This window comes from Blastococcus sp. CT_GayMR19 (genome assembly GCF_004570385.1).
In the GTDB taxonomy this organism is placed as follows: Bacteria; Actinomycetota; Actinomycetes; order Mycobacteriales; family Geodermatophilaceae; genus Blastococcus_B.
Genome location: NZ_SPQL01000001.1, coordinates 344,258 through 368,152 on the forward strand (window position 1 = coordinate 344,258; position 23,895 = coordinate 368,152).

Genomic DNA, 23,895 nt, shown 5'->3' on the forward strand with positions numbered 1-23,895 from the left:
GGGTGGTGCTGCCCGCTCGCACCGGCAGCACCACCCCTTCCGGCTCAGCCGCCGAGCTCGGTCAGCAGCGCCTCCATCTCCTCGATCTCGGCGCTCTGCGACTCGACGATCTGCTCGGCGAGCGCGATGGCGTCTGCGTTCTGACCGTCAGCGATCTCGGTTTCCGCCATGTCGACCGCGCCGCGGTGGTGCTCGGTCATCACCTCCAGCCACATGCGGTCGAACTCCGCGCCCGAGGCCGCCTCGAGACCCGACATGTCCATGCCCATGCCGCCGTCCATGCCGCCCCCCATGTGCATGCCGCCGGACTCCTCGGCGGAGGTCGGCTGATCCCAGTCCTCGAGCCAGCTGGTCATCGTCTGGATCTCGGGATCCTGGGCGGCCTCGATCCGGTCGGCCAGGTCCAGCACGCGCGGGTCCTGGGCGCGGCCATCGGCCATCTGGGCCATCTCGAGCGCGCCCTCGTGGTGGACGATCATTCCCTGGGCGAAGGTGACGTCGGCGTCGTTGAACTCCGCCGACTGGCTGGCTGAGCTTCCGGCGTTGGTGTCATTCATGTCCATCGAACTGCCGCCGGAGCAGCCGGTCAGGACGACGGCGCCGGCGATGAGTCCGCCGGCGAGGCGGACGAGTCGAGCGTTGGTGCTGGTCACTGCATGTCTCCTGTCAGGATGGGGTTCTCAGGGCGTGCCGTCTGACCCCATCCAGCGCAGCCGCTGGTGGGGTCCGGAGCGGTCGGCCTAGATCCGCAGGAGACAGAGAGCGGAGAGGTCAGGTGGTCGAGGAAGCCTCGCCCACCCCCCGAACAAGCTGAGATGCGAGGCGACGCCCCGAAGAACCGGAGCCGCCACGATCCCGATGAGACTCACGGCGGCGAGCAGGACCAGCCCGGCGTACAGGATCCCCAGACACAGGGACCAGAGGTGCGCTGCGACGCCGTGACCCGGGCTCGGCTGGCCGGCCGTCTCACCCGCTTCCACGGACGACGTCACCTGCTGGAGTTCACCGCCCGCGTCCATCGATCCGGAGGGCGATTCAGCGGCGAGGGGATCTTCCACGCCGTGCTGAGCGACCGCCACCTCGGCGTGACGGAGACCTGCATCCGCGGCGATGTACTGGGCTCCGTGCATGGAGAAGATGGCCGCCAGCAGCAACAGGACCCACAGACGACGCATTGGCATGTCCACCCCATCCCGCCGATCAGCAGCACTACCCACGGTAGTAGCACCTGTCCACCGTCAAGTCTTGGATCAGGTGACTCGCCCCGTACCGGGAGAGCCGACCATCGGCCGCCCGCTCGTCAGCCCTCGTCGACGGGCTTGCGGGAGAGGTCGATCAACTGTCTGAGGCAATGCTCCCGGAGGGGCTCGGGAAACCCGTCCGCCAGACGATAGAAGACGACGCGGCCGTCCTTCCTGCTCGTCACGAACCCGGCCGTCCGCAGCAGTCGGAGCGCGTAGCTCACGGAGTCCTCAGTGGCCTCCAACGCCAGGGCCATGTCGCCGACGCACAGTTCCTCCACGACATCCAGGGCGTACAGCACCCGTGCCCGCGTGGGGTCGGCCAGCAGACTGAGCACGCTGGTCAGCCGCGCCGCATCCTCTCGACTGGGGAGCCGCCCCCGGGCACTCGCCACCCGGTCCGGGTCGACCGGGTGCGCATGGGGGGCTCCTCCGGTCACCCGTGCAGATTAGGCCGCCCAGCGTCAGGTGCAGCGACCCGCGGGTCCACCAGGAGAGCCGCATTCACGAGGTGAGTGTCTCGATCAGCTGCTGAAGCTCCTGGGCGTCGAGTTCGCCGACAGACCTGGCCACGATGCGTCCGCCCTCATCGATGGCGAGGGTGACCGGCAAGCCGCGCACGCCGAGAGCCGAGAGCAGCTCACCGTCGGGGTCGAGGACATGGGGGTAGCCGATCCCCAGGTCGGAGACGAGGGACGCAGCACCTTCGGGGCTGTCCTGGGTGTCCACCCCGAGGAATCGGACATCTTGGCCGTATCGGACGAAGGCCTCCTGCAGGAGGGGCATCTCCTCGCGGCACGGCAGGCACCACGTGGCCCAGAGGTTCACCAGCGTTGGCCGTCCCGTCAATCGGTCCAGCGAGACGTCCGGACCTGGGCCGAGGCAGGCCAGCGTCAACGGAGGGAGCGCGTCGGCGCCCGCCGGCACGACCTCGTCGGGCAGCTCCTCGCAGCGCGGCGCCGTCGCTGCCGGCATCACGCCGCGGTCGGCAGTCGACGTCGACCCGATCTCGTCAGGCGCGCCGGTGGCACAACCGGCCAGCAGGGCGAGGGCGAGCAGGCCGCCGAGTGGCGGCCGCGCCATCAGTCGCCTCGATAGAGGTCGCGGAAGCTGGACCCGCCGTCGCCGGACGACACGATCGCGCCCCCCACGGCGACGTAGACGTTGTCGCCGTCCACGCCCAGCGCCTCGGGTGCGCCCCCGATCCGCCCTCGCTCCTCCCAGGTGCGTCCACCGTCGGTGCTGGCGTGCACAGTGCCGTCGGGTGCGACGCCAACGACAACGGTGGCGTCGGGTGCCCAGGCGACCAGCTGGAGCAGCGGAGCACCTGGAATCAGCGTGACGGTCTCCCCGCCGTCCTCACTGAGTGCGGGGCCCTGCTCGGTGGTCAACAGCAGGCGCTGGGGCTCCGAGGGGTCGACCGCGAGATCGGCAATGCTCGCGGCGCCGCGGTCGGTCCAGTCGGTCTTGTCCTCGCTGACCAGGAGCCGGCCACCGCTGTATCCGTAGATGACGCCCCGAGCGGCGTCGAGCGCGTGGAAGTCGGCTTCCCCCTCGAGGGAAAGCGTGGTCCAGGTCTCGCCGCCGTCGGTGGTCTCGATCAAGCCGAGGTTGCTGGGGCCGGACTGTCCTTCGCCGGGGTGGCCGCTGGCCAGGTAATGCTCCGGCCCGACGACGGTGAAGCCCATGAAGTCCTGGACGCGGTCGGCTATGCGGGTCAGCCGTCCGTCGGCAGACACTCGAACGAGGCCGTGGTGCGTGCCGGCGTAGAGCTCGCCGTCTGCCGGATCCACCGCCAGCCCGTGGACATGCTCGAGTGTGACCTCGCCGTCGGCGGTGGCCGCCGGAGCCTCGCTGGAGCAGCCGGCGATCGTCAGCACGCCGGCGACACCGGCGGCGACCAGGACGTACTGGCCCCCACGACGTCGGGCGCCGTCTGCCGTGTGCACCGGCCGCGTTGTGCGGCGAGCGAATGGGGCGGTCAGCATGAACTCTCCAGAAAGGGGTCGTCGGGCGAATTACTAGCGCCGATAGTAGTAGACCCCGGCGACCCGGTTAGGCCCAGCCGGGCACCACGCACAGGCCGCTCGATACGGCGGATACGAGAGGCCACGCAGCCAGAGCCACGGGGCCGAGCACCGTCGCCAGCGCGGCTGCCCCTACAAGGACGTGATAGGACACGGGCACCGGCGGAATCGGCGCCAGCAGGCGCGTGACGCGGACGGTGGTCGAGCCTTCGGCGGCGCCCAGCGCGGGCCTGGGCGCCCTCATACCCGCCAGGGTGACCATCGCGGAGGCGACATGGAGAGGATCGACCCGCCGGGCAGCAGCGTCGTCGGCGAGCAGTTCGACCAGTCGTTCGATCTGAACTCGTGCGTGCACGACCAGCGGCAGGCCGGGGAGCGCCCGTTCAACGATCCGTGCCGCCGTCACGGCCAAATGGTGGCGAGCGCGCAGGTGTTCGCGCTCGTGCGCGAGAACTCCGGTCAGTTCGTCGGGGGTCAACGCCTGCAAGGCTGCACTTGTCAGCACGACGGCCCGGTCTCGGCCAGGAACACAGAACGCGGCTGCCCGGTCGGAGTCGAGCACCAGCACCCCGAGGGAGTGCTCCGCTCGGGCACCCAGAGCGATCGAGTGGCGTAGATCCCGCCTCGCCCTGCGGTCGCGCAACACGGTGCGGAATGCGACGACGGTCAGGCGAACCGGGAGCACGACAGCGAGCACGGCGCCGACCAGCACGGCCGGGAGCCGATCCGGTGAGCCGTAGACGCCGGCGATCGTCGTCGCACACGCATGGAGGATCGCGGCCAGCCCCCCGCCGACCGCCGTGACCGGCACCAGCAGGGTCAGACCGGCGAGGACGGAGGTGCCCACCAGCCCCACGGTGGCCGCCTGCCACGTGAAGATCGCCAGACGGGGGGCGCGGCTCGCCCATGCGGCGCCGGCGACCTTGGGCGTCAGCGTCGCAAGAACTGCGGCAAAAGCAAGCAGGACGGCGGTGGTCACTGGTCGTTGGTCGGAGGTCGGGCGGCCTCGACCGCGGACTTCAGCGTGGCGACTGAGTCCGGGTCCAGATCGGCCACGAAGTGCATGAGCACCGCATCACGGTCGCCGGCTTCGCCCAGGATCTCCTGAAGCAGCGCGGCACGGTGCTCGGCGGAGGAGCGCGTGGGCGTGTACAGCCAGGCGCGGTTGTGCATGTGCCGTTGCACGTGACCCTTGCCGTGCAAGTTGTCCATCACCGTCATCACGGTGGTGTAGGCCAGCGGCCGGGACCTGGTGAGCTCCACGAGCACCTCCCGGACAGTCGTCGGTTCGGTGCGCTGCCACAGACACCTCATGACGGCTGCTTCTAGTTCGCCGAACGGTTGCATGCGCGTCCTCGGTCGGTGCGTGGGGCTGACAGTTGAGCTGCCGGCGCGTCCATTCCGCTGCGAGCGGTGTTCCACGGGATAGTACTAGGACGCTTAGTGGAGGGCATGAGCCCATTCCAGTCACCGATGTGGGCGGTGGGCGCCGAGACGGGTGACGAGGCCGAGCTTGGAGCGCGTGAGTTCGTCAATCACCAATCCCGCGCTCGCGACGACCGCCTCCGGTCGACGCAGTAAGTGATCGGCCGCCAGTCGAACGAACAGGGGATCGAGCAGTCGCTGCACGGCCCGCACCATCGAGTGAGGGCTGGCAACGTGATCGAGCAGGACCAATCGGCCGCCCGGCCGGAGGACGCGGGCCATCTCGGCGACCGCGGTGGCCTCGTCGGGGATGCTGCACAGCGTCAGGGTCGCCAGCACCGTATCGAAGCTGGCCTCGGGAAAGGGCAGCTGCTGAGCATCGGCGACCTGAAGGTCGATTGGTCGCCGCAACGCGATCGCGCGCCGCCGGGCGCGCTCGAGCATGGCCGAGCTGAGATCAATGCCGGTCAGCTTTACGTCCGCCGCGTAGTGGGAAAGGTTGCGGCCGGTGCCGACGCCGACTTCCAGAACGTGCCCTCGGGCCCGCCGACAGGCCCACTGCCGGCCGCCTGCAAAGAGCAGGCGTTCGGCGACGGCGATGATCTTGTCGTAATGCCGTGCCTGCTTGTCGTAAACGGCGCGGACCCGATCGGTGTCCGCGGTCCCGGGATCCGGCGATGACTGTCGTGGCACGGTCATTCGCTGGCGGACGTGGGCGTGCGGCTGCCCATGCGCCTCGTGGCGGACGGGGATGGTGCGCCAACGGCTGCGGAGGCGGAGGCGGAGGCGGAAGCGTCCGCAGCGGGCAGCGTGATCGTGATGATCGCGCCCCCATCCGGGGCGTTGCTCGCCGCAACGTTACCTGCGTGGGCCTCGGCGAGGGCGGCGACGACCGCGAGCCCGATCCCCGAGCCGTCGGCGCGGGCACTCCCCCGGAAGTACCGGTCAAAGACGCGAGGGATCTCGGGGTCCGGAATGCCCGGCCCGTCATCGCGGATGCGTAACTCGACCTGGCCGTCCCCGGTGGTGGTTGTGCTGAGCATGACTCGTCCACCCGCGGGGACGTATTTCACCGCGTTGGTGAGCAGGTTGGTGACGACCTGAGCGAGCCTGGTCCGATCCCCGCACACGGGCGCGGCATCCAGCCGCAGGCCGAGGACCAGATCGGCTTGAGCGAAGCGTGGCTGGAACGACGACGCCACCGTGCGGACGACGTCGGCGAGATCCAACCGGTCGCGTTGCAGGGAGAAGGACACCGCTTCGGCGCTGGTGAGCGTTTCCAGGTCGGCAACGAGGCGGCCGAGACGCAGCGTCTCTTCATGCAGCGAGCCAATCAGCGAGGGCGTCAGCTCGAGGACACCGTCCTGAATCGCCTCGAGCTGGCTGCGCAGGATAGCCAACGGGGTCCGTAGTTCGTGGGCGACATCGGCGGTGAACGACTGCCGCAGCGTCTCCTGTCGTTCGGCGGACTCGATGAGCTCGTTGAATGCTCGGCCCAGCTCCGCGACCTCGTCGCTTCCGGTCACGGCCGCTCGCCGCGTGCGGTCTCCACCGCGGAGGTCTCGGGCGGCGGCGGTCAACTCAGCCACCGGCCGGGTGACCCGTCGGGCGAGAAGCACGCCGAACACCGAGGCCAGCAGGGCCACGGCGAGGCCACCGGCGAGCAACGTCTGGTTCACCGAGGTGCGGAACTGTTGATCGGCGACGGGGACGCTGCCTTCAGGGAGCGCCACCTGCAACGTGCCGCGCAGTTGACCGTCGATGGTGAGGGGCACGGAGACTGGTTCGGCCAGCACTCCCGTCTGCATCATGGCCCGATGCATCTGGGCCATCTCGGCCGGGGCGCTGCCGCCCATCGGCCAGATCAGTTCCCCGGCCGGGTCGAGCAGGCGGACCTCGGCACCCGCCATCCCCACAGCCGGAGCCAACCGGTCCAATCGGTCGGTGTCCCACCGCCCGGCGGCCTCGTACACGGCGCTGACCGCGGCGGCCAGCTGTTGGCTCCGCGCGGACCGCTGCTGATCGAGATAGGAGTCGAACCGGCTGCTGAAGGCCAGGTTGACCAGGAGCGCGGTGAGCAGCGCGGCGCCGATCGCGATCGCCGCAAAGCCCAGGCTCAGGCGCTGCCCCAGAGGCCTAGTCATCGGCGGGCGGCCCGAACTTGTAGCCGATGCTGGGGACCGTGACCACGAATGTCGGCTGGCGTGGGTCATCACCCAGCTTGCGTCGCAGGTTCTTGACGTGCGCGTCGACGGTCCGTTCGTAGCCCTCGTAGTCGTGCCCCTGCACGCGCGTGACCAGTTCGTACCTCGTCCACGCTCGACCGGGGCGCGACGCCAAGGTGACCAACAGGTCGAACTCGCTGCGGGTCAACTCGAGCTGTGCTCCGTCGAGTGACACTTCGCGACGCTCGCCATCGATGATCAGCCGCCCGGCCGCATAGGTGGGAGCCCGCTCGGCCAGCCCTCCGCCGGCTCGGCGCAGCACCGCCTCGACGCGGGCGACCAGTTCCCGTGGGCTGAACGGCTTGGTGACGTAGTCGTCGGCGCCCAGACGTAGCCCGGCGACCCTGTCCCCCTCGCTGGCGCGGGCGGTCAGCATGATGACCGGGAGATCGCTGGAGCGGCGGAGCAGCCGCAGCAGCTCCTCCCCCGGCACGTCCGGCAGGCCCAGGTCGAGGATCAACAGGTCCGGTCGCAACCGCTCGGCGGCGCGCAATGCCGCGATTCCGTTGTCGGCCAGCACCACGTGGTAGCCCTCGCGCCGCAGGTAGGCGCCCACCAGCTCGCGGATCTTCGGCTCGTCATCGACGACGAGGACCGTTCCCACCGGCCGACTATGGTCGGGCTGATCGATGGAGGCCGAGTCGGACATGCCCGGTCTCAACTGGCGGCGGTCGCGGGCAGGGCGGACCCGCGGAAGCTGGTCAGCTTCCCTTTCCCCAAGAGCCCGATTCCGATGGCCACCAGAATCAGGGACCACAGCTGCGGCTGGGTCAGTCCGAACATCACCTCCTGGTTGATGCGCACTTCCTCGACGAGGAAACGCGCGGCTCCACTGAGGATCGCGTAGACGCCGAAGAGGCTCAGCGGCGTCCATCTCCTGCGCATGACCCAGAGCAGGCCGCCGACCGCGATCGCGACGACTGCCTCGTAGAGCGCAGTCGGGTGGACGGGAACGAGGGTCGGCATGGTGCCGTTCGGAAAGGCCATCGCCCAGGGGAGATCGGACGGTGTGCCGTAGGTCCCGTCACCCGACAGGAAGCATCCGATGCGCCCAATGGCGTAGGCGAACGACAGCGGAGCAGCGGTGAGCCCGGCAAGTTGGCCGAGTGGGAGCTGGTGGCGCCGGGCCAGCAGGACGACGGTGAGAACCCCGGCGACAAGTCCTCCGTACCAGGTGAAGCCTGATGTGCCGAACGAGTGCGGTGTCAGGTTGTCGCGGTGCTCGGCCAGGTAGTACAGCTTTCCGCCGGCGAATCCCGTGAAAGTGGCGGTAAAGACGATCGACCAGGCGCGGTCGGGGTCCCAGCCGAGCCGGCGGAATTCCCGGGCCAACAGGTATGCGGCGATCAGCGCTGCGGCGGCCTTGCTGGCCCCGTAGCTGTTGATCGGGAACCCGAAGACCTCCAAGAGGATGGGCCTCACGGAAGTAATGCCTCTCTACACGTAGGTGGTGGGGAACCGGCTGAACCGCTACGCCCGTCCCCCTCAGAGGCTCGAAGGGCCGGCGGCCTGGAAGTGCGGGCGCAGAGGCCTGTAGATGGCGCCGGGTGCCCGGCGACGGGCCCAGTCACGGGTTGCCGGGGTCGCTCTGCCCGTCCGGCGCGTCGCCCATGTGGCCCATGCCCTCGTCGGACATGTCGCCCATGCCGTCCATCATCGAGCGCATCTGCTCCTGCATCTGCGGGTCGGACATCCTCTCGGACATGAAGGCCTTCATCCGGTCGATGTGGGCAGGGTCGTCCATCATCGAACCCATGTCGGATCCGGCCGGGCCCGCGCCGGCATCGGCGCCCGCATAGGCCAACGCAGGGACGCCAACCACGGTGGCACCGGCAATGACGCCGGCTGCGACGGCCACGATCGATCGCTTGCTCATGGGGTTACTCCTCAGTAGCCGTTAGACGCCGAATCGGCGATCTGACTCCAGGTTGCCCGCGGGCTGTGAAGGATCCGTGCGCACACCGTGCGATCCCGACGCAATCACCGGTCGACTTCCTGCCTTTCGGGCAGGGACAAGACCGCCGTTCACCCCTCGGTCACGCGACTGCTGCCCAGTACGCGGTGCCGGTGCTTCACTCGTCGCGGATGCGAGACGGACAGCTCCCACCGCGCCGCGTCGTGAACGGCCAAGCACCGAGTGATCGCACGGCGCGGGCCTCGGCGGGGCGGAGGCCGGCCAGCGCGCGGCGCAGCTTGCGCGTCAGCCTGCGTTCCTTGGGTCGCATCATCACCAGTCCCGAGCGGGGCGAGGGCGGGGAGCGCTGCGGGCAACGGTGGGCGGCGAACCCCAGGCTGGGTCTCTGGCCCCGTTGGATGCTCGCGCGCTTATGTGTTGGCCACTCCCGCCGGCACCCCGACGGCCACTGGGTGCGCTGTGGATTCGCCACAAGGACCTTTTCGGGCCTCAGATCGGTCGGGTTGCGCGGGAAGGCAGCGGCAGCCCAGCGCGTCGATGCGTCAACTCCCGTCGCGCATGCTGCAACGCACGGTCCAGCTCGGCATGGCTGACACCGGGCGGCGAAGCCGCTGCTCCTCTACAGCGCCCGTGGCGCCGCATCGGTCGAAGGCAGAACAGGTAGGTCCATCCCAGCGCAGCGAACAGGGCGACGGCCGGGAGCAGCCACTCGGTCACGGTGCAGCGGTCGCAGCAGTGTGTTCGCTACCGGCTTCGGCCCGCCCGGTGCGGAGCTGATCGATCTCCGTGCGGAGCCGGGCGAGTTCTGCCTGCTTAGCCGCCACTTCGTCCACCGGGGCGGGCTTACTCCGGCCCATCATCATCCACATCATCAGGCCCATGCCGACCGGGCAGGCCAGCAGGGCGAGCACGTAGAGCAACTGGGACATCGGACCTCCATCGGTGCTGTAGTGCGCGGATACACGCACCTACTATGAGAGATAGTAGTATCGTCCCCCTCGCGCCGCAACGCTCAACTGGCACCGCCCTCCGATGCCGATGCCGTACGACGCCACCCAGGCACGGGGCCCGCATCAGATCGGCGATACCCGACGCCGCTCTCGACTCGACATCTCCAGGAGTCACGCATGCAGGACCTTCTGCTGTCCACGACAGTGTTCGCCTCATTCATCGGAGGCGTCCTTGCACTGCTGGCCCCGTGCTGTGCGTCGGTCATGCTGCCGGCGTACTTCGCCTCCAGTTTCCGCCGTCGCTCCCGACTGCTGCTCATGACGGTTGTGTTCGCCGCCGGCGTGGGAACAGTCATCCTGCCGATCGCTCTGGGGGCGTCGGCGGTCAGCCGGCTGCTCAACGAGCAGCACACGATCGTGTTCTCCATCGGCGGAGGGCTCATGATCCTGGCCGGGCTCGCCATGCTGAGCGGCTGGCAGCTCGCCCTCCCGATGCCCTCGATGCGCACGCGCGGCGGTGGGGGTACCGGCTCGGTGTACAGCCTGGGCGCCTTCTCGGGAGCCGCGAGCGCCTGCTGCGCCCCGGTCCTTGCCGGCGTGGCGGCGGTCTCGGGAGCCGTCGCCTCCTTTCCCGCTGCGCTTGCTGTCGGCGTCGCGTACGTCTTCGGGATGGTCGCGCCCCTCGCCGCGATTGCCCTGCTCTGGGACCGCCAAAACTGGGGGCGTAGCCGTCTGCTTGCCAGCCGCATGGTGCATCTGCGGATCGGTCGAGCACGGCGGACCGTGCTGCTGTCCACATTGCTGTCGTCCGGGCTGATGGTCCTCATGGGCGCGCTGACGATCGTTTTCGCACTGCTGGGGCAGTCCATGTCGCCCGACGGGTGGCAGGTCCGCCTGACCGCCGCCCTCGGGCACTGGGCTGCCCTCGCGCAAGACGGATTGGCGTTCATCCCCGGCTGGCTCTCGACGCTGTTGATCTTCGGCGCCCTGACGGCCATCGCCGTCCGCGCCGCCCGCAGCAGCCGTCCGCCGGCGACCACGCGCTCCGCTCCCGCCTCCGACAACCACTCCCCTGTCCCACACTTCGACCCCATCAGCACCGACCAGGAGAAGATCCGATGAGCCGAACTGGCCGCTCCTCAACCGCCGCTGGGCGGCCGCGCACGCGGGACACCAAGGCTGTTGAGCTCGCCCGCAAAGATCAGCGCCGTCGCGGGGTGACGACCTGGATCTTGGCCGGCTTGGCCGTGGCCCTCGTCGTCGGTGGCCTGTACGCCGTCTTCCGCGACGGCAGAGGACCGAGCTCCTCGACGGCGACATCCGAGCGCTTCCAGGTCGGATCGCCCGGACCCGGTGATCCTGCCCCGGACTTCACCCTCCCGGCGACGGACGGGCAAGACGTCGCCCTCGACGACCTGCGCGGGGAGAACGTGCTGCTGTACCTGCACGAAGGACTGGGCTGCCAGCCGTGTTGGGACCAGATCCGGGACATGGAGCAGGACCCCGCCCAGCTGGCTGCGGCAGGAATCGACCGTCTGGTCAGCATCACCAGCGCGCCGCGGGACCTGCTGGCTCAGAAGATGCGGGACGACGGCCTGCAATCCGTGGCTCTCGCCGATCCCACCCTCGCAGTCATCCGGGCGTACGAGGCGAACAAGTACGGGATGATGGGCGACAGCCGGGCGGGGCACACCTTCATCCTGGTCAACGGGGACGGCCAGATCGTCTGGCGGGCCGACTACGGCGGCGCCCCCAACTACACGATGTACGTGCCGGTGGAGGACGTCCTCGCCGACTTGCAGGGCAACCGGCTCGACTCATGACCGCCATCACCCTGTTGACCCAGAGATCCTGCGCGTACTGCGAGCAGGCCAAGGCCACACTGAACCAACTCCGCCGCGAACATGTCTTCGAAGCAGTCGAGGTCAGCCTGGAGACCGACGAGGGCCGGGAACTCGGCGCCCGACACGGCGTCCTGTTCGCCCCAGGGGTGTTGGTCGACGGACAACTGTTCTCTTTCGGGCGGCTGTCCGAGCGCAAGCTGAGGCGGGAACTTCAGCGCCGCCATGCTGCTGCCGCGTCCCCCGGCCCCAGCGCCTGAGTGCTGTGCTGATCACGGTCGGACAAATCACGCCCACGATGCCCTCGTCCGGCCCAGGACGACCCGGGCCGGCCCGCGGAAGAGGGTGACACGCCTTGTATCTTACTAAGGTGCTTAGTGGACGCGGCGCCCCGCGGTCGCGAGTCGCCCTCCAGGGCTCGCCGCGCCCATCCAAGCCACGACCGGCACCCGAGCCATCCAGACGCCCATGACAACCGTGGCCAGACGATTGCTCGGCAATGACGGGAAGGGTGGCATCGCCTCGAGTGGCGGCAGAGCATCGCGAGCCGGTCATGTGCTGAACGAACGCGGAAGGCCGATCTAAGTGACCCCCACCCTGAGTCGACGAGCAGTTCTGGCGGTCGCGACGGTGGCCGCTTCCGCGGTGCTGCTGGGTTGCTCGACCGACGTCGACCAGACGACGCCCCGCCAGCAGTACGAGTTCACCGGCGCTACACCGGTGGCCACCGTGGTCGAGGAAGCAGTCCGTGCCCCCGCTCCCAGCTTCGACGGCGAACTGCTGGACGGAACCCCGTTCGAATCCTCCTCACTTGACGGCGACGTCGCGGTGATCAACTTTTGGGGCTCCTGGTGCGCTCCGTGCCGGGTGGAGACGCCCGAGTTCCAGGCCGTCTACGTCGACGTCGCCGACCAGGGCGTTCAGTTCCTGGGCATCGACGTCAAAGACGAACGTCAACTGGCCATAGCCTTCGTCGACAGCGTTGGCGCGACCTATCCGTCCCTGTTCGATCCGCGTGGAGAAGTAGCGCTGGCCTTCCGCGGCTTCCCGGCCAACGTGGTCCCCTCCACCATCTTGCTGGACCGGCAGGGCCGAGTCGCCGCCGTCTATGCCGGCGCCGTCCGCGGCGAGGACCTCCGCACGGCCGTCGCTCTACTGCTTGACGAAGGAGCGGCGTGAGCGACCTCGGAGCCACCTTCGCCGGCATCGTCACCGACGGGTCACTTCTGCTGGCGATGGCCGTGGCCGCGCTGGTGGGACTGATCAGCTTCGCCTCTCCCTGCTGCCTGCCCCTGATCCCCGGATACGTCAGTTACGTGGCGGGACTGGCAGGCTCCGACCTCGCCACTGAGAATCCGTCCACACGGCAGGCCTCCGACCCCGTTGACGAAGCGGCGTCACCGACTGGCGGGTCCAGGGCACCGGATACGGCGACGGCACCAACCGCGACGATCGTGGTGCCCAGCCGCCGCAGGCTGCTGGCGGGCTCGCTGCTGTTCATCGCCGGTTTCAGCGTCGTCTTCATCTCCTTCGGCGCCCTGTTCGGTGGCCTCGGTCGGCTGCTGTTCGAGTGGGCACCGACGCTGACGCGCGTGGCCGGCGTGATCACCATCGTCATGGGGTTGTCGTTCTTCGGAGCGTTGACCTGGTTCCAGCGCGAACGCCGCATCCACCGCCGCCCGCCCGCCGGTCTGGCCGGCGCGCCCGTACTGGGCGTCGTCTTCGGCCTGGGCTGGACACCGTGCCTGGGCCCGACCCTGGCCGCCGTCAACACCCTCGCCTATACCGAAGCCTCGGCCCTACGCGGCGCCATCCTCGGCTTTGCTTATTGCGTGGGCTTGGGGGTCCCATTCGTGCTCGTCGCTTTGGGCACCCGGCGCGCGCTGCGCTTCTCCGCCCTCGCCCGCCGCCACGCCCAGACGGTCACGCGCATCGGCGGAGCGGTGCTGATCGTGCTGGGGATCCTGCTGCTGACCGGTTGGTGGGACGGACTGATGATCTGGCTGCGGGCCTGGCTCGGTGCAACCGGGCTCGGAACGTCCTCGCTTTGATCCCGGTCACGACCTCCGGCGGCGACGGGATAGCGGCCGCATCCCGACGCGCTCGGCTCTCTCCGACTGGGTGGGTGGGGCCGGTGCGGACCACCCGGCTCCTCGTGGTGCTGGCCGTCGCGACGGTTGCCCTGCTCGCGTTTCCAGCCCCAGCCCAGGCTCACGCCTTCCTGCTCTTCACAACCCCGACGGCGAACAGTGCAGTCGTCGAATCGCCGGCGTCGGTCGACCTCGTGTTCAACGAGCGGGTGACAGCGGGGGCAGACGCCGTGGTCCTCGTCGACTCGGGCGGACGCGCCACGTCGACGGGGCCGGTTAAGACAGCCCGCGACGGCGGGGTGGTGACCGCGCAGGTGCCGAAGGCTCTGCCTCCGGGCGAGGTCACGGTCCGCTGGCGCGTAACCGGCGAGGACGGTGACCTGGTGGAGGGCGAGTTCCGGTTCGCGATCGGCGCGGCACCACCCGCGTCGAGCGCGAACGAGGGTGGACCCGGGGTGTCGTGGGTACCGGCTGGGCTGCGGTGGATGTTGTTCACCGGTCTGGCGCTGGCCCTGGGCGGGCTCGTCGCGCGGCGAGGCACGGCGGTGCCGTTGGCGAAGAACCCCGAGCTCCGCGCCGTCCGCTCCTTGCTGGTCTTCGGCGCCCTGGCCGGCCTCGCCGCCACGGTCGGCCTCGCCGCGCCACTGATCGCCGAGGTCGGGACCGATCTGTGGCAAGCGCAGCCCGGGCAGCTGCTCCTGACCGAGGCGGCAGGCTTCAGCGCCGCCGCGCTTCTGCTGTGGCGGCGACGGCATGCCTGGGCCGCGGCCGCACTCACCGCGGTGGTCATCGCCGAGGGCCTGCGCTCACACGCAGACGTCGCCGAGCCGGTCTGGGGAGCGCTGTTGACCAGTGTCCACCTGGCGGCCGCCGCCGTCTGGGTCGGCGCGCTCGTGCACACGGTGCGCACCGCCGTCGCCTGGCGCGGCCACCGTGCCGCCGTCCGCTGGGTCATCACGGAGTACGCCGGCACGGCGCTGTGGCTCTTCCTCGTCGTCGCAGCCACCGGCACAGCGGCCGCCTTGTTGCTCGTACCCGTGGACACGCTGTTCACGACCGACTACGGGCGGATCCTCATGATCAAGGTGGTGCTCGTACTCATCGCGGTCCTACTGGCCGGCACAGCCCGCCTGTACCTCAAGGGCGACGACGCTCGCCTCGGCAGGGTCCGGATGTTGGCTCGCACGGAGGCCGCCGTCCTTGCGGCTGCCCTTGCCGCGGCCGCAGTACTGGTGTCAGCCCCTCTGCCCAGCGCCGACGCATTGGCGGCACCACCACCCGCCGCGGACGGCCCCGAACTGCCCCTAGGCACGCTGGCCGGTCAGATCGGCGTCAACCTCACCGCGAGTCAGGGCCAGCTCGTCATTCGCCTGGCCACACCTCGCTGGGGCAACTACTACGCACCCGAACCCGGCCAGCAGCAGGACTTCGAGCTGTCCGGAGCCCTGTCCCCCGTCGGGGGCGCCGCTGACGACCTGACCTTCCGGCCCTGCGGTCGAGGCTGCTTCGTTGCGGGCGCCGCGCTCCGGGACGGTGAGAACCTGGTGACGCTTCGCGCCGAAGCCCCCGGCTGGCGCGGGGGCGACGTCGCGCTGATCGTGCCCTGGCCGGTGACTTCTGCAGCCGATGCGCTGGCCGACACGGCTGCCCGGATGGAGCAGGTCGACAACCTCACCGTCTACGAGACCGTCACCAGCGATGGGACCGCCGAACTGCCGCCCCCAACCGCGCTACCGCTCAGTGGGCCAACCTTCCTTGGCACCGAACCCTATGGAGCCGGCGTCGCCCCGATCGTTGTCCGCTCCGATGGCGAGGGCGCGGTCCGGCTGTATCTCGCGTTCCCAGCCGAGGCTCGTACCGCCGAACTCCTGCTCGACGTTGAGGGACGCATCGTCGAGGAGACGCTGACCGACCCCAAGCACGTGATTCTGCGGAGATTCACATATCCGGAAGTCACTGAGTGAGTCCCAAACAGCCGTACCCGGCAGTCCACCGTGGAATCCGGCTCGCCTGGCCCGGCCGGGAGGTGACGCTTCTACTCGCACATCTCGCTCATGATCGCCGCTCCTCAGTAGGGCTCGCCTCGATGGGACGCCCTACCGTCAGCGCCTGGCGCATGGCCGGATCCAGAGCCCGGAACGCGGCGTCCGGCTGTGCCCCCACCGCGTCTAGCACGCTACTGAAGAAGCAGCGTGCCGCCGCCGCGAGCACGACGTCGAGGATCTCGGCGTCCTCCACGCCGAGGGCGCGCAGCTCGGTCAGGTCGTTCTCGGTCATGTCGGCAGCACCGGCCGCGACCTTGTCCGCGAGCGCCATGACGGCGAGCTCGACGGGTGTCAGTCCCGCCGCCTGCGGGTCCATCACAATGCCCGGGATGGAGTCGGCGCCGACGAACTTCTCGGCCAGGACCTGCCCGTGGCCCAGGGAGCAGTAGCTCGAACGCAGCCGGAGGGCCGCAGCGATCGTGGCCAACTCGTATCGGCGTAGGTCCATTGATTCCTTGATCGCGCCGTTGAGTTCGTTCCAGGCGGCGAGGACGGCCGGCCGGTTCGCGAAGACCCGTGTGTAGTTGGCGACGTAGCCCATGGCCGCGCGATCCCGGTCATAGGCCGCGCCCGCGTCTCCAGTTGCATCGCTCACGTCGGGGGTGGTGATCCAACTCATCGGCCGAACGTAGTCCGAGGAACATTCGGCACAGTCCGCGGTGGTCGGGCCCTCGGCACGACCGGCCCGATGTCATTTCTGCGTCCTCTACTGGCCGCAGACACACCTCTGCGATGCCAAGGACGCCAAGCGTCGTCGGCGATTCCTGCGCCGAACCCACCACGCCAGCCTGTACGACGCCGGTGAAGGATCGCCGGGACAGGCACCAGCCGGCCCTTGTTGCGACGGAACCCGGGAGCATGAGGTGACAAGTCCGCGCGACGAGCGCACCTCGGCGGTATCCAGCTCCAGTAGCGCGGCCGCCCGCTCGGCCGGCACGTCTTAGGCGAGCAACGTGCGCAGCGTCTCGCCCTGCGCCGCCGTCGCCGCCAAGGCCTGCTCGGCCTCGCTTCGCGCCTCCGGGGCCACCAGCGCCTCCGCCGTCGCCTCCTCGACCCGACGGTCGTGCTCATCGCGCGCGGCGTCCAGCGCCCGTCGTCGCTCCCGCGCCTTCGCCAGCGCCGCCGCCTGCCGACTCACTGTTCTGGCCACCGCTTCCTCCGCTCGTCCAGCTGACCTACCGCCGGATCGTCACACGGCCTCATGACACGGCTCTCGACCCGAGCGTCACCCCCACCAGCCCGGCACCGCAGCAGGCGTCACCCCACCCCCTCCGACCTGACACACCTCATGCATCACGGCCGGAACCGCCCCTTATCGATGCCCGCGGTGCCGGAGCGTGGCAGAGGTGTTCGCGACTGTCGGGTCGTGATGACGCTGCACAAGCTCACTGCGGGGGACGGATACACGTATCTGACCCGCCAGGTGGCTGCGCACGACGCCACGACCCGCGGGTTCGACACGCTTGGCGCGTACTACAGCGAGAAGGGCGAGGCTCCGGGCGTCTGGATGGGACGCGGGCTTGCCGCCGTGCCCGATTTTCCGGTGGGTGATCGGGTCACCGAGGAGCAGATGGTCGCGCTGTTCGGGGAGGGGCGACACCCGAACGCGGACCAGATCGAGCGCGACGCGCAGCTGGCCGGGAGGACCCGGCAGCAGGTCGATCAGGCCAGCCGCCTGGGCGCGCCCTACCGCATTCACGAGCAGGCCAACATGTTCCACCGCCGCTCGGCAGGGGCGTTCCGCGACCACAACACCGCGCTGGGCCTGCCCGCCGACACCCCCGTACCGGCCGAGGAACGAGCCCGCATCCGCACCGAGCTGGCCTCGGCGATGTTCGCCGAGACCTACGGCCGTCCCCCGGCCGACGCCCGTGAGCTGTCCGGTCATCTGGCCCGCATCTCCCGGCAGGCCACCACCGCGGTCGCCGGGTACGACCTGACGTTCAGCCCGGTCAAGAGCGTCTCCACGCTGTGGGCGATCGCCCCGCGAGAGGTCGCAGCCGTCATCGAGCAGGCGCACGCCGACGCGGTGGCAGACACCCTGACCTGGTTGGAGGACCACGCCGCCTACAGCCGCACGGGCCGCAACGGAGTGGCGCAGGTAGAGGTGCGCGGGCTGATCGCGGCGGCGTTCACCCACCGCGACTCGCGCGCCGGCGACCCGGATCTGCACACCCACGTGGCCGTCAGCAACAAGGTGCAGACCCGCGACGGGCGGTGGCTTGCGCTGGACGGTCGACTGCTCTACAAGAACAACGTCACCGCCTCCGAGCGGTACAACACCCGCCTTCAGGCCCTGCTCAGCGAGCGGCTCGGCGTCCGCTTCGCAGACCGCCCCGGCGCCGATTCGAACAAGCGACCGGTGCGAGAAATCGTGGGCGTCGACGGCGAGCTCCCCCGGCTCTGGTCGTCGCGGCGAGCGTCGATCGATACCCGCCGCGCGGCGCTGTCGGCAGAGTTCCAGGCCGACCACGGGCGGCCGCCAACGCCGAAAGAGGCCGTGTCGCTCGCGCAGCGGGCCAACCTGGAGACGCGGCAGCGCAAACACCAGCCCCGCTCCTACGCCGAGCAGCGCGCCGCCTGGCGCACCGAGGCGCTGGCGGTGCTGGGCGGGGAGAGCGGCCTGCGCAATTACCTCCGCGAGGCACTCGCCCCCCGCCGAGGACCCCAGGCGAAGCGGCCTACGCGCAGGTGGGTCTACCAGACCGCTCAGCACGTGCTGTCGGCGGTGCAGAGCTCGCGCGCGACATGGCAGGTGAACCACGTCCGCGCCGAGGCCGAGCGGCAGGCCCGTGCCGCCGCGATCCGGCTGACCGACCTCGACCGGGCCGTCGACGCCGTCGTCGACAGAGCGCTGTCCCTGTCGACGCCGATGGGCAGCCGCGAACCGGTGACCGAGCCCCCGGCGCTGCGCCGCTCGGACGGCAGCTCCGTCTACACCGTGGCCGGCTCGACGCTGTACACGTCGACCGAGATCCTCGCCGCCGAGCGCGCCATCCTCGCCGCGGCCGGACGCCGCGACGGACGCGTGGTGTCGGCCGCGGCCGTCGACATCGCGCTGCTGGAGTCCACCGCCAATCGCGTCGCCCTCAACCCCGGCCAGGTGCAGCTGGTCCGCGAGCTGGCCACCTCCGGCACCCGGGTGCAACTGGCACTGGCCCCGGCAGGTACCGGCAAGACCACCGCCCTGCGTGCGCTGTCCGCGGCGTGGCGAGCCGACGGCGGGAACGTCGTCGGCCTCGCTCCCTCGGCAGCGGCGGCCGCGGTGCTGGGTGAGGAAGTCGGCACCGACACCGACACCCTCGCCAAGCTGATCCACGCACTCGCCACCGGCAACGCCGTCCCGCCGTGGGTCGAGCGCATCGGCCCGGACAGCCTCGTGATCATCGACGAAGCCGGCATGGCCAGCACTCCCGACCTGGCCCGAGCGATCGCGTTCGTCACCGAGGCCGGCGGGTCGGTCCGGCTGATCGGCGACGACCAGCAGCTCGCCGCGATCGGCGCCGGCGGAGTACTGCGCGACATCGTCGCCACCCACGCTGCTGTCACCCTCTCGCAGGTCCTGCGCTTCACCGACCCCGACAGCGGCGCCCCCGACCACGCTGAAGGCGCAGCGTCCCTGGCGCTGCGCGACGGCGACCCGGCCGCCCTTGCCTACTACATCGATCACGGACGGGTGCACGTCGGCGACTTGGCTACCGTCACCGACGACGCCTACACCGCCTGGTTGGCCGACCGAGCTGTCGGCCGCGACGCCATTATGCTGGCGCCCACCCGCCAGCTGGTCGCCGAACTGAACACCCGCGGCCGCCGCGACCGCCTCGCCCAGCAGAACGGCCCGGTCGGACCCCAGGTCACCCTCGCCGACGCCTCGCAGGCCTCCGCCGGCGATGCGGTCATCACACGCCGCAACGAGCGCACCCTTCCGATCAGCGCCACCGACTGGGTCAAGAACGGCGACCGGTTCACGGTCACCGCCGTCCGCGACACCGGCGCCCTCGACGTCGTCCACAAGCGCACCGGACGGCGCCTCACGCTGCCTGCCGACTACGTCACCGACCACGTCAGCCTCGGCTACGCCACCACCGTGCACGGCGCGCAAGGTCTCACCGCCGACACCTGCTACACCGTCGCCACCGGCGAGGAGTCCCGCCAGCTGCTCTACGTCGCCTTGACGCGCGGCCGGCACGCCAACCACCTTTTCCTCACCACCGCCGGCGACGGCGACCCGCACAGCGTGATCACCCGCGACGCGCTGCTGCCGCCCACCGCCGTCGACGTCCTGACTCGTGTGCTCGCTCGCGACGGCGCCCCGACCTCGGCCACCAGCCAGGCCCGCGCGCTGGCCGATCCCGCCGCTCTCCTCGCTTGCGCGGCAGATCGGTACTACGACGCGCTCAACACCGCCGCGGAGGACCGTCTCGGCCTGGAGGCGCTCGAGGCCATCGACGCCGCCGCCGACGCCGCGGTGCCGGGCCTGACCACGCAGGCTGCCTACCCCGTCCTGCGCGCGCACCTGGCGCTGTGCGCCGTTGCCGGTCGCGATCCCGCCGGCGTCCTCCGGCAGGCACTGGCCTCGGATCGACGTCTGGACGACGCCCACGATGTGGCCGCGGTCCTGGACTGGCGTATCGACCCCACCGGGCGCCACTCAGCCGGAACGGGCCCCCTTCCGTGGCTGCCCGCCCTTCCGAAGACTCTCGGCGACGACCTCGAGTGGGGGCCCTACCTCGCCAACTCCGCCGACCAGGTCAGGTCACCGGCCGCCGATGTCGCCGCCCGCGCACGCACCTGGACCCCGACCAGCTCCCCCGCGTGGGCGCTTCCGCTCATCGACCGCGATCCCGAGCTGGTCGCCGACCTCGCCGTCTGGCGCACCGCCCACGGCGTTGACGACGCCGACCGCCGTCCCACCGGCCCGGCGTTGCCTCGCGCCGCGGACGCCCCAACCCAGCGGGCGCTTGACGACCGCGTCACGCGGCTGCTTGGCGATGGACGCACGCTGACCGCACGTTGGGCACCGGTTGTCGACAGCATCGACCCACGCATCGCCGGCGATCCCTACTGGCCGGTCCTGGCCGAGCGGCTCGCCGCCGCCGACCGCGCCGGCATCGACATCACCGCTCTCATCCACGCCGTCGCCAACGAACGTCCCCTGCCGGACGAGCAGCCCGCCGCCGCGCTGTGGTGGCGACTGTGCCGGCACCTCTCCCCCGCCGCAGTAACCGCCACCGGTTCCTCCGCCTCCGAGACGCTGCGCCCGGAGTGGACCCCGGTCTTGGCCGACGTCGCCGGCCCTGCAGCCGCTGAGCGTGTGGTCGCCGACCCCGCCTGGCCCGCGCTGGTTGCCGCCGTCACCTCTGCCCGCCACGCCGGCTGGCAGCCCGACCAGGTGCTGTCCACGGCCTATGACCTGCTGCGTGCCGGTCACGCGGACGACGACCGACTGCGCCCAGATGAGCTGGCCACTGCCCTGGTATGGCGCGTCGACGTGCTCACCGACCCGGCGTCCGCCGCACGCGGCCGCGCGCAGGCGCCGCCGAGCGACCTCGAACAACTGCCCTCTGCCGACGGAATTGCCGACGACGACTGGCTGACCAGTCTTGTCGAACCCGACGACACCGAACTTCTCCATGAGGGCTTGGACGGCGACGACCCGGCCGCTGCCGAGCACCTCGCCTCTCCAGGACTCGATAGCCGAGCCGACGACGCTGGCCGTCGACCCGCATCCCACCGGCCCGACGAGGGAGTTCGCGTTGACCGGCACCGTCTTCTGGAGCTCAACCAGCAGGCCGCCGACTTCTTCACCGACCGTTACCGCGTCTCCTGGGCCCCGGCCTACCTCACTGGCCGGCTCGGCACCGACCTCACCGAGGACGCCCGGTTCACCGTCGGCCACGCCCCCGACAGCTGGACCGCGCTGACAAGCCACTTGCGCCGTCTCGGCGCCACCGACGCCGAGATCGTCGCCGCCGGCCTCGGCAGCTACGCCTCAAACGGCCGGGTCATCGACCGCTTCCGGGACCGGCTCGTCTTCGCCATCCGCGACGGCGATGAGATCCACGGCTGGATCGGCCGCCGCAACCCCGACCACGACCAGGACGGGGACCACGCCGTCCCCAAGTACCTCAACACCGCCGAGACCGACCTGTTCACCAAGGGCAGCGAGCTGTACGGCCTGACCGAAGGAGCCGCTGAACTGGCCGCCGGCGCCGTCCCGGTCATCGTCGAGGGCCCCGTCGACGCGCTGGCAGTCAACCTCGCCGGCGACGGCAACTACGTCGGCATCGCCCCACTCGGCACCGCCTTCACCGACGCGCAGGCCGAGGCGCTACGCCCATTCCTCGGCGACGGACGGTCCGGAATCATCGTCGCGACGGATGCTGACCGGGCCGGACAACAGGCCGCCCAGCGCATCTTCTGGCAGCTCATCGCCCATGGCGACGATCCCCGCCACCTCGCCATGCCGACCGGCAAGGACCCCGCCGAGCTGCTACAGACGGCCGGCGCCGCCGCTCTGCGTCGGACCCTCACCGCCTCCGGCAGCCTGGCCGCCGTGCTCATCGACGCCCGCGTCGCCGTCTACGCCGACCGGTTGGACACCGTCGAAGGCCGGGTGCACGCCGCGCGCCGCGCCGCCGAGGTCATCGCCGCCGTCCCGTCGAAGAGTTGGCCGGCGCATCTCACTCGAGTGGTGGCCCGCACCGGCATCGCGCCCGACATAGCGCTGTCGGAAGTCTTCGACGCAGCTCAGGCTCGGACGGAGGATGCTCACGTGCCGACACAGACGGTGTCGCCCGGTCAGCTGCCCGAGCCGGCCACTGACCCGGGGATGGAGTCCCCCGGCCCCGTGATGTCCGCAACGGAGACAGGGCCGGAGACGCTGGCCAGTGCGCAGGCAGCTCAGCGGGCTGCATCCGCCGGCCGACACCCTCGCCTCCCAGCTCGGCCGCGGCCACCTCAACGGTTGTGACGCCGTGGGCAGCTCGACGTCTCCACCAGCGGCACCAACTACGCCGACACGCACCTCTGACTGCCGGCGTAGCCATCGGCTTTAGTACCCGTCATCCCAGCGGGGTCTGAGTTAGCGGTCAGCCGACCTCAGGTGCCGGCATCACAGCAAGCCGCCGCCTTGCTTCCCCCACCCTCTCGCTCGGCGCGGGCCCGCCACCTGCGATAGACAAAGACCCTCACGTTCCGGAGGTTATGAATGGCGCGACGCGTTTTCATCAGTCACGCAGCCAGCGACAAGCCACTGGCGGGCTTGGTGGAACGACTGCTGATCATGAGTGGGGTCCCGCGGGACCGTGTCTTCTATTCCTCCGACCGCGCCACCGGAGTGCCTGCGGGGCGGGGATCACGCGAAGTCTTAAAGGCGATGCTCCGCGACGACCCCTTCGTCATCGAGGTGATCAGCACGACCTTCATGACGCGGCCGATGTGTCTCATGGAACTGGGTGCCGCCTGGGTCATGGAGGTGCCTACCTTTCCAATCGTCGTGCCGCCACTGTCGCGAGCTGAGGTCATCGCTCAGATCGGCGACGTCCACCTGCCCCGCTTGGGATCTGAGGACGAACTTGACGAGCTTTTCGATGAGCTACACGGCCGGCTTCTACAGCACCTCGAAGTGACCGCGCAGGCGTCGGTGTGGAACCCAGCGGTAAGAGACTTCCGGCGCGACCTGCCCCAGGCACTAGCCGCCCTCGACTCCGCAACGTCCCAGACGGCTCAACCAGACACCATCGGGGACGCACCCTCAAGCTCGGTCCCCGCCCAGGACGATCAGCAGCGCCTGTCTCCAGATCTAGTGGCTCACAAGATCACCAAGCAGGCCGGCGCCTACAGCACTGATGTACTGGGCGAGTTGACCAACGAGTCCGGCCGGGACTTCCAGATAGTGCTGTTGTCCGCGACGCTCTACAACGCCACCGGCGGCATCGTCGGAACCGCCAACGGCTCAATCAACGGCCTTCCCGGCGGGCAGACCAAGACCTTCCGCCTGTCCAGCGCCGGACGAGTCGACGGGATCGCCACGATGCGCCTGCAGACCGACGGTCAAATGTGACCTTCTCGACCCCACCCCAGCGCCCGGACAGCAGCTCTAGGAGGTGAGCTCCGCAGGAGTCAACTCTGCCG

General features: G+C 70.0%; 22 protein-coding genes. 8 read left to right on the top strand and 14 right to left on the bottom strand.

Annotation, left to right across the window (positions count from 1 at the left end):
• Positions 1–44 precede the first annotated feature (44 nt).
• From E4P39_RS01705 to E4P39_RS01760, 12 genes are all read right to left on the bottom strand, one after another.
• Positions 45–653, bottom strand: coding sequence for a DUF305 domain-containing protein (locus tag E4P39_RS01705; RefSeq protein WP_135134587.1), 609 nt, complete (start codon positions 651–653; stop codon positions 45–47).
• A gap of 647 nt (positions 654–1,300) precedes the next feature.
• Positions 1,301–1,681, bottom strand: coding sequence for a metalloregulator ArsR/SmtB family transcription factor (locus tag E4P39_RS01710; protein WP_135134589.1), 381 nt, complete (start codon positions 1,679–1,681; stop codon positions 1,301–1,303).
• Between the two features lie 64 nt (positions 1,682–1,745).
• Positions 1,746–2,324, bottom strand: a complete 579-nt coding sequence (locus E4P39_RS01715) for a TlpA disulfide reductase family protein (protein WP_135134590.1) — start codon at positions 2,322–2,324, stop codon at positions 1,746–1,748.
• On the bottom strand, positions 2,324–3,190 hold the full coding sequence (locus E4P39_RS01720) for a F510_1955 family glycosylhydrolase (RefSeq protein WP_135134592.1): 867 nt from the start codon (positions 3,188–3,190) through the stop codon (positions 2,324–2,326). Before E4P39_RS01720 ends, E4P39_RS01715 begins: the two co-directional genes overlap by 1 nt.
• A 106-nt stretch (positions 3,191–3,296) precedes the next feature.
• Positions 3,297–4,247 carry a M56 family metallopeptidase gene (locus E4P39_RS01725; protein ID WP_135134593.1) on the bottom strand — a complete coding sequence of 317 codons (951 nt, stop codon included), beginning with the start codon at positions 4,245–4,247 and terminating at the stop codon, positions 3,297–3,299.
• On the bottom strand, positions 4,244–4,615 hold the full coding sequence (locus E4P39_RS01730) for a BlaI/MecI/CopY family transcriptional regulator (RefSeq protein WP_135134594.1): 372 nt from the start codon (positions 4,613–4,615) through the stop codon (positions 4,244–4,246). Before E4P39_RS01730 ends, E4P39_RS01725 begins: the two co-directional genes overlap by 4 nt.
• A 120-nt stretch (positions 4,616–4,735) precedes the next feature.
• Positions 4,736–5,386 carry a class I SAM-dependent methyltransferase gene (locus E4P39_RS01735; protein WP_245159563.1) on the bottom strand — a complete coding sequence of 217 codons (651 nt, stop codon included), beginning with the start codon at positions 5,384–5,386 and terminating at the stop codon, positions 4,736–4,738.
• Between the two features lie 2 nt (positions 5,387–5,388).
• Positions 5,389–6,837, bottom strand: coding sequence for an ATP-binding protein (locus tag E4P39_RS01740; protein WP_135134597.1), 1,449 nt, complete (start codon positions 6,835–6,837; stop codon positions 5,389–5,391).
• Positions 6,830–7,567, bottom strand: a complete 738-nt coding sequence (locus E4P39_RS01745; protein WP_135134598.1) for a response regulator transcription factor — start codon at positions 7,565–7,567, stop codon at positions 6,830–6,832. Before E4P39_RS01745 ends, E4P39_RS01740 begins: the two co-directional genes overlap by 8 nt.
• 8 nt (positions 7,568–7,575) lie before the next feature.
• On the bottom strand, positions 7,576–8,340 hold the full coding sequence (locus E4P39_RS01750) for a prolipoprotein diacylglyceryl transferase (protein ID WP_135134600.1): 765 nt from the start codon (positions 8,338–8,340) through the stop codon (positions 7,576–7,578).
• A gap of 145 nt (positions 8,341–8,485) precedes the next feature.
• A complete protein-coding gene (locus E4P39_RS01755; protein WP_135134602.1) occupies positions 8,486–8,794 on the bottom strand; it encodes a hypothetical protein in 309 nt (102 codons plus the stop codon).
• A gap of 752 nt (positions 8,795–9,546) precedes the next feature.
• Entirely contained in the window at positions 9,547–9,762 is a 216-nt protein-coding gene (locus tag E4P39_RS01760; RefSeq protein ID WP_135134603.1) for a hypothetical protein, read from the bottom strand.
• Between the two features lie 198 nt (positions 9,763–9,960).
• On the opposite strand from E4P39_RS01760, the gene E4P39_RS01765 reads away from it, so the two are divergent.
• The 6 genes from E4P39_RS01765 to E4P39_RS01790 all read left to right on the top strand — a co-directional run bounded on the left by E4P39_RS01765 (position 9,961) and on the right by E4P39_RS01790 (position 15,678).
• Positions 9,961–10,905 (top strand): cytochrome c biogenesis protein CcdA, encoded by a 945-nt coding sequence (locus tag E4P39_RS01765; RefSeq protein WP_135134605.1) that lies wholly within the window; start codon positions 9,961–9,963, stop codon positions 10,903–10,905.
• 95 nt (positions 10,906–11,000) lie between these two features.
• Complete coding sequence (locus tag E4P39_RS01770; RefSeq protein WP_245159564.1) at positions 11,001–11,606, top strand: peroxiredoxin family protein; 606 nt, start codon at positions 11,001–11,003, stop codon at positions 11,604–11,606.
• Positions 11,603–11,884 carry a thioredoxin family protein gene (locus tag E4P39_RS01775; RefSeq protein WP_135134609.1) on the top strand — a complete coding sequence of 94 codons (282 nt, stop codon included), beginning with the start codon at positions 11,603–11,605 and terminating at the stop codon, positions 11,882–11,884. The genes E4P39_RS01770 and E4P39_RS01775 overlap by 4 nt, the downstream gene beginning before the upstream one ends.
• Before the next feature lie 325 nt (positions 11,885–12,209).
• Positions 12,210–12,803 (top strand): TlpA disulfide reductase family protein, encoded by a 594-nt coding sequence (locus E4P39_RS01780; protein ID WP_245159565.1) that lies wholly within the window; start codon positions 12,210–12,212, stop codon positions 12,801–12,803.
• Positions 12,800–13,675 (top strand): cytochrome c biogenesis protein CcdA, encoded by an 876-nt coding sequence (locus E4P39_RS01785; RefSeq protein ID WP_245159566.1) that lies wholly within the window; start codon positions 12,800–12,802, stop codon positions 13,673–13,675. Before E4P39_RS01780 ends, E4P39_RS01785 begins: the two co-directional genes overlap by 4 nt.
• An 83-nt stretch (positions 13,676–13,758) precedes the next feature.
• Positions 13,759–15,678, top strand: coding sequence for a copper resistance protein CopC (locus E4P39_RS01790; protein WP_209306285.1), 1,920 nt, complete (start codon positions 13,759–13,761; stop codon positions 15,676–15,678).
• A gap of 88 nt (positions 15,679–15,766) precedes the next feature.
• Here E4P39_RS01790 and E4P39_RS01795 read toward each other — a convergent pair whose 3' ends face one another.
• Both E4P39_RS01795 and E4P39_RS01800 read right to left on the bottom strand, forming a co-directional pair.
• Positions 15,767–16,378, bottom strand: a complete 612-nt coding sequence (locus tag E4P39_RS01795; protein ID WP_135134611.1) for a carboxymuconolactone decarboxylase family protein — start codon at positions 16,376–16,378, stop codon at positions 15,767–15,769.
• A 321-nt stretch (positions 16,379–16,699) separates the two neighbouring features.
• Positions 16,700–16,909, bottom strand: coding sequence for a hypothetical protein (locus E4P39_RS01800; RefSeq protein WP_135134612.1), 210 nt, complete (start codon positions 16,907–16,909; stop codon positions 16,700–16,702).
• Positions 16,910–17,128: 219 nt separating this feature from the next.
• Between E4P39_RS01800 and mobF the strand changes: the two genes are divergently transcribed.
• Together mobF and E4P39_RS01810 are read left to right on the top strand one after the other, a co-directional pair.
• Positions 17,129–22,732 (top strand): MobF family relaxase, encoded by a 5,604-nt coding sequence (gene mobF / locus E4P39_RS01805; RefSeq protein WP_245159567.1) that lies wholly within the window; start codon positions 17,129–17,131, stop codon positions 22,730–22,732.
• 237 nt (positions 22,733–22,969) lie between these two features.
• Positions 22,970–23,824: an FxLYD domain-containing protein gene (locus E4P39_RS01810; RefSeq protein WP_135134615.1), complete on the top strand. Its 855-nt coding sequence runs from the start codon at positions 22,970–22,972 to the stop codon at positions 23,822–23,824.
• The last annotated feature ends 71 nt before the right edge of the window (positions 23,825–23,895 follow it).

Bases quoted from the DNA above. Each gene is read 5' to 3' on its own strand.
- mobF (WP_245159567.1), top strand. From the start codon at position 17,129: ATGACGCTGCACAAGCTCACTGCGGGGGACGGATACACGTATCTGACC.
- E4P39_RS01745 (WP_135134598.1), bottom strand. From the start codon at position 7,567: ATGTCCGACTCGGCCTCCATCGATCAGCCCGACCATAGTCGGCCGGTG.
- E4P39_RS01740 (WP_135134597.1), bottom strand. From the start codon at position 6,837: ATGACTAGGCCTCTGGGGCAGCGCCTGAGCCTGGGCTTTGCGGCGATC.
- E4P39_RS01755 (WP_135134602.1), bottom strand. From the start codon at position 8,794: ATGAGCAAGCGATCGATCGTGGCCGTCGCAGCCGGCGTCATTGCCGGT.
- E4P39_RS01765 (WP_135134605.1), top strand. From the start codon at position 9,961: ATGCAGGACCTTCTGCTGTCCACGACAGTGTTCGCCTCATTCATCGGA.
- E4P39_RS01810 (WP_135134615.1), top strand. From the start codon at position 22,970: ATGGCGCGACGCGTTTTCATCAGTCACGCAGCCAGCGACAAGCCACTG.
- E4P39_RS01775 (WP_135134609.1), top strand. From the start codon at position 11,603: ATGACCGCCATCACCCTGTTGACCCAGAGATCCTGCGCGTACTGCGAG.
- E4P39_RS01795 (WP_135134611.1), bottom strand. From the start codon at position 16,378: ATGAGTTGGATCACCACCCCCGACGTGAGCGATGCAACTGGAGACGCG.
- E4P39_RS01730 (WP_135134594.1), bottom strand. From the start codon at position 4,615: ATGCAACCGTTCGGCGAACTAGAAGCAGCCGTCATGAGGTGTCTGTGG.
- E4P39_RS01760 (WP_135134603.1), bottom strand. From the start codon at position 9,762: ATGTCCCAGTTGCTCTACGTGCTCGCCCTGCTGGCCTGCCCGGTCGGC.
- E4P39_RS01715 (WP_135134590.1), bottom strand. From the start codon at position 2,324: ATGGCGCGGCCGCCACTCGGCGGCCTGCTCGCCCTCGCCCTGCTGGCC.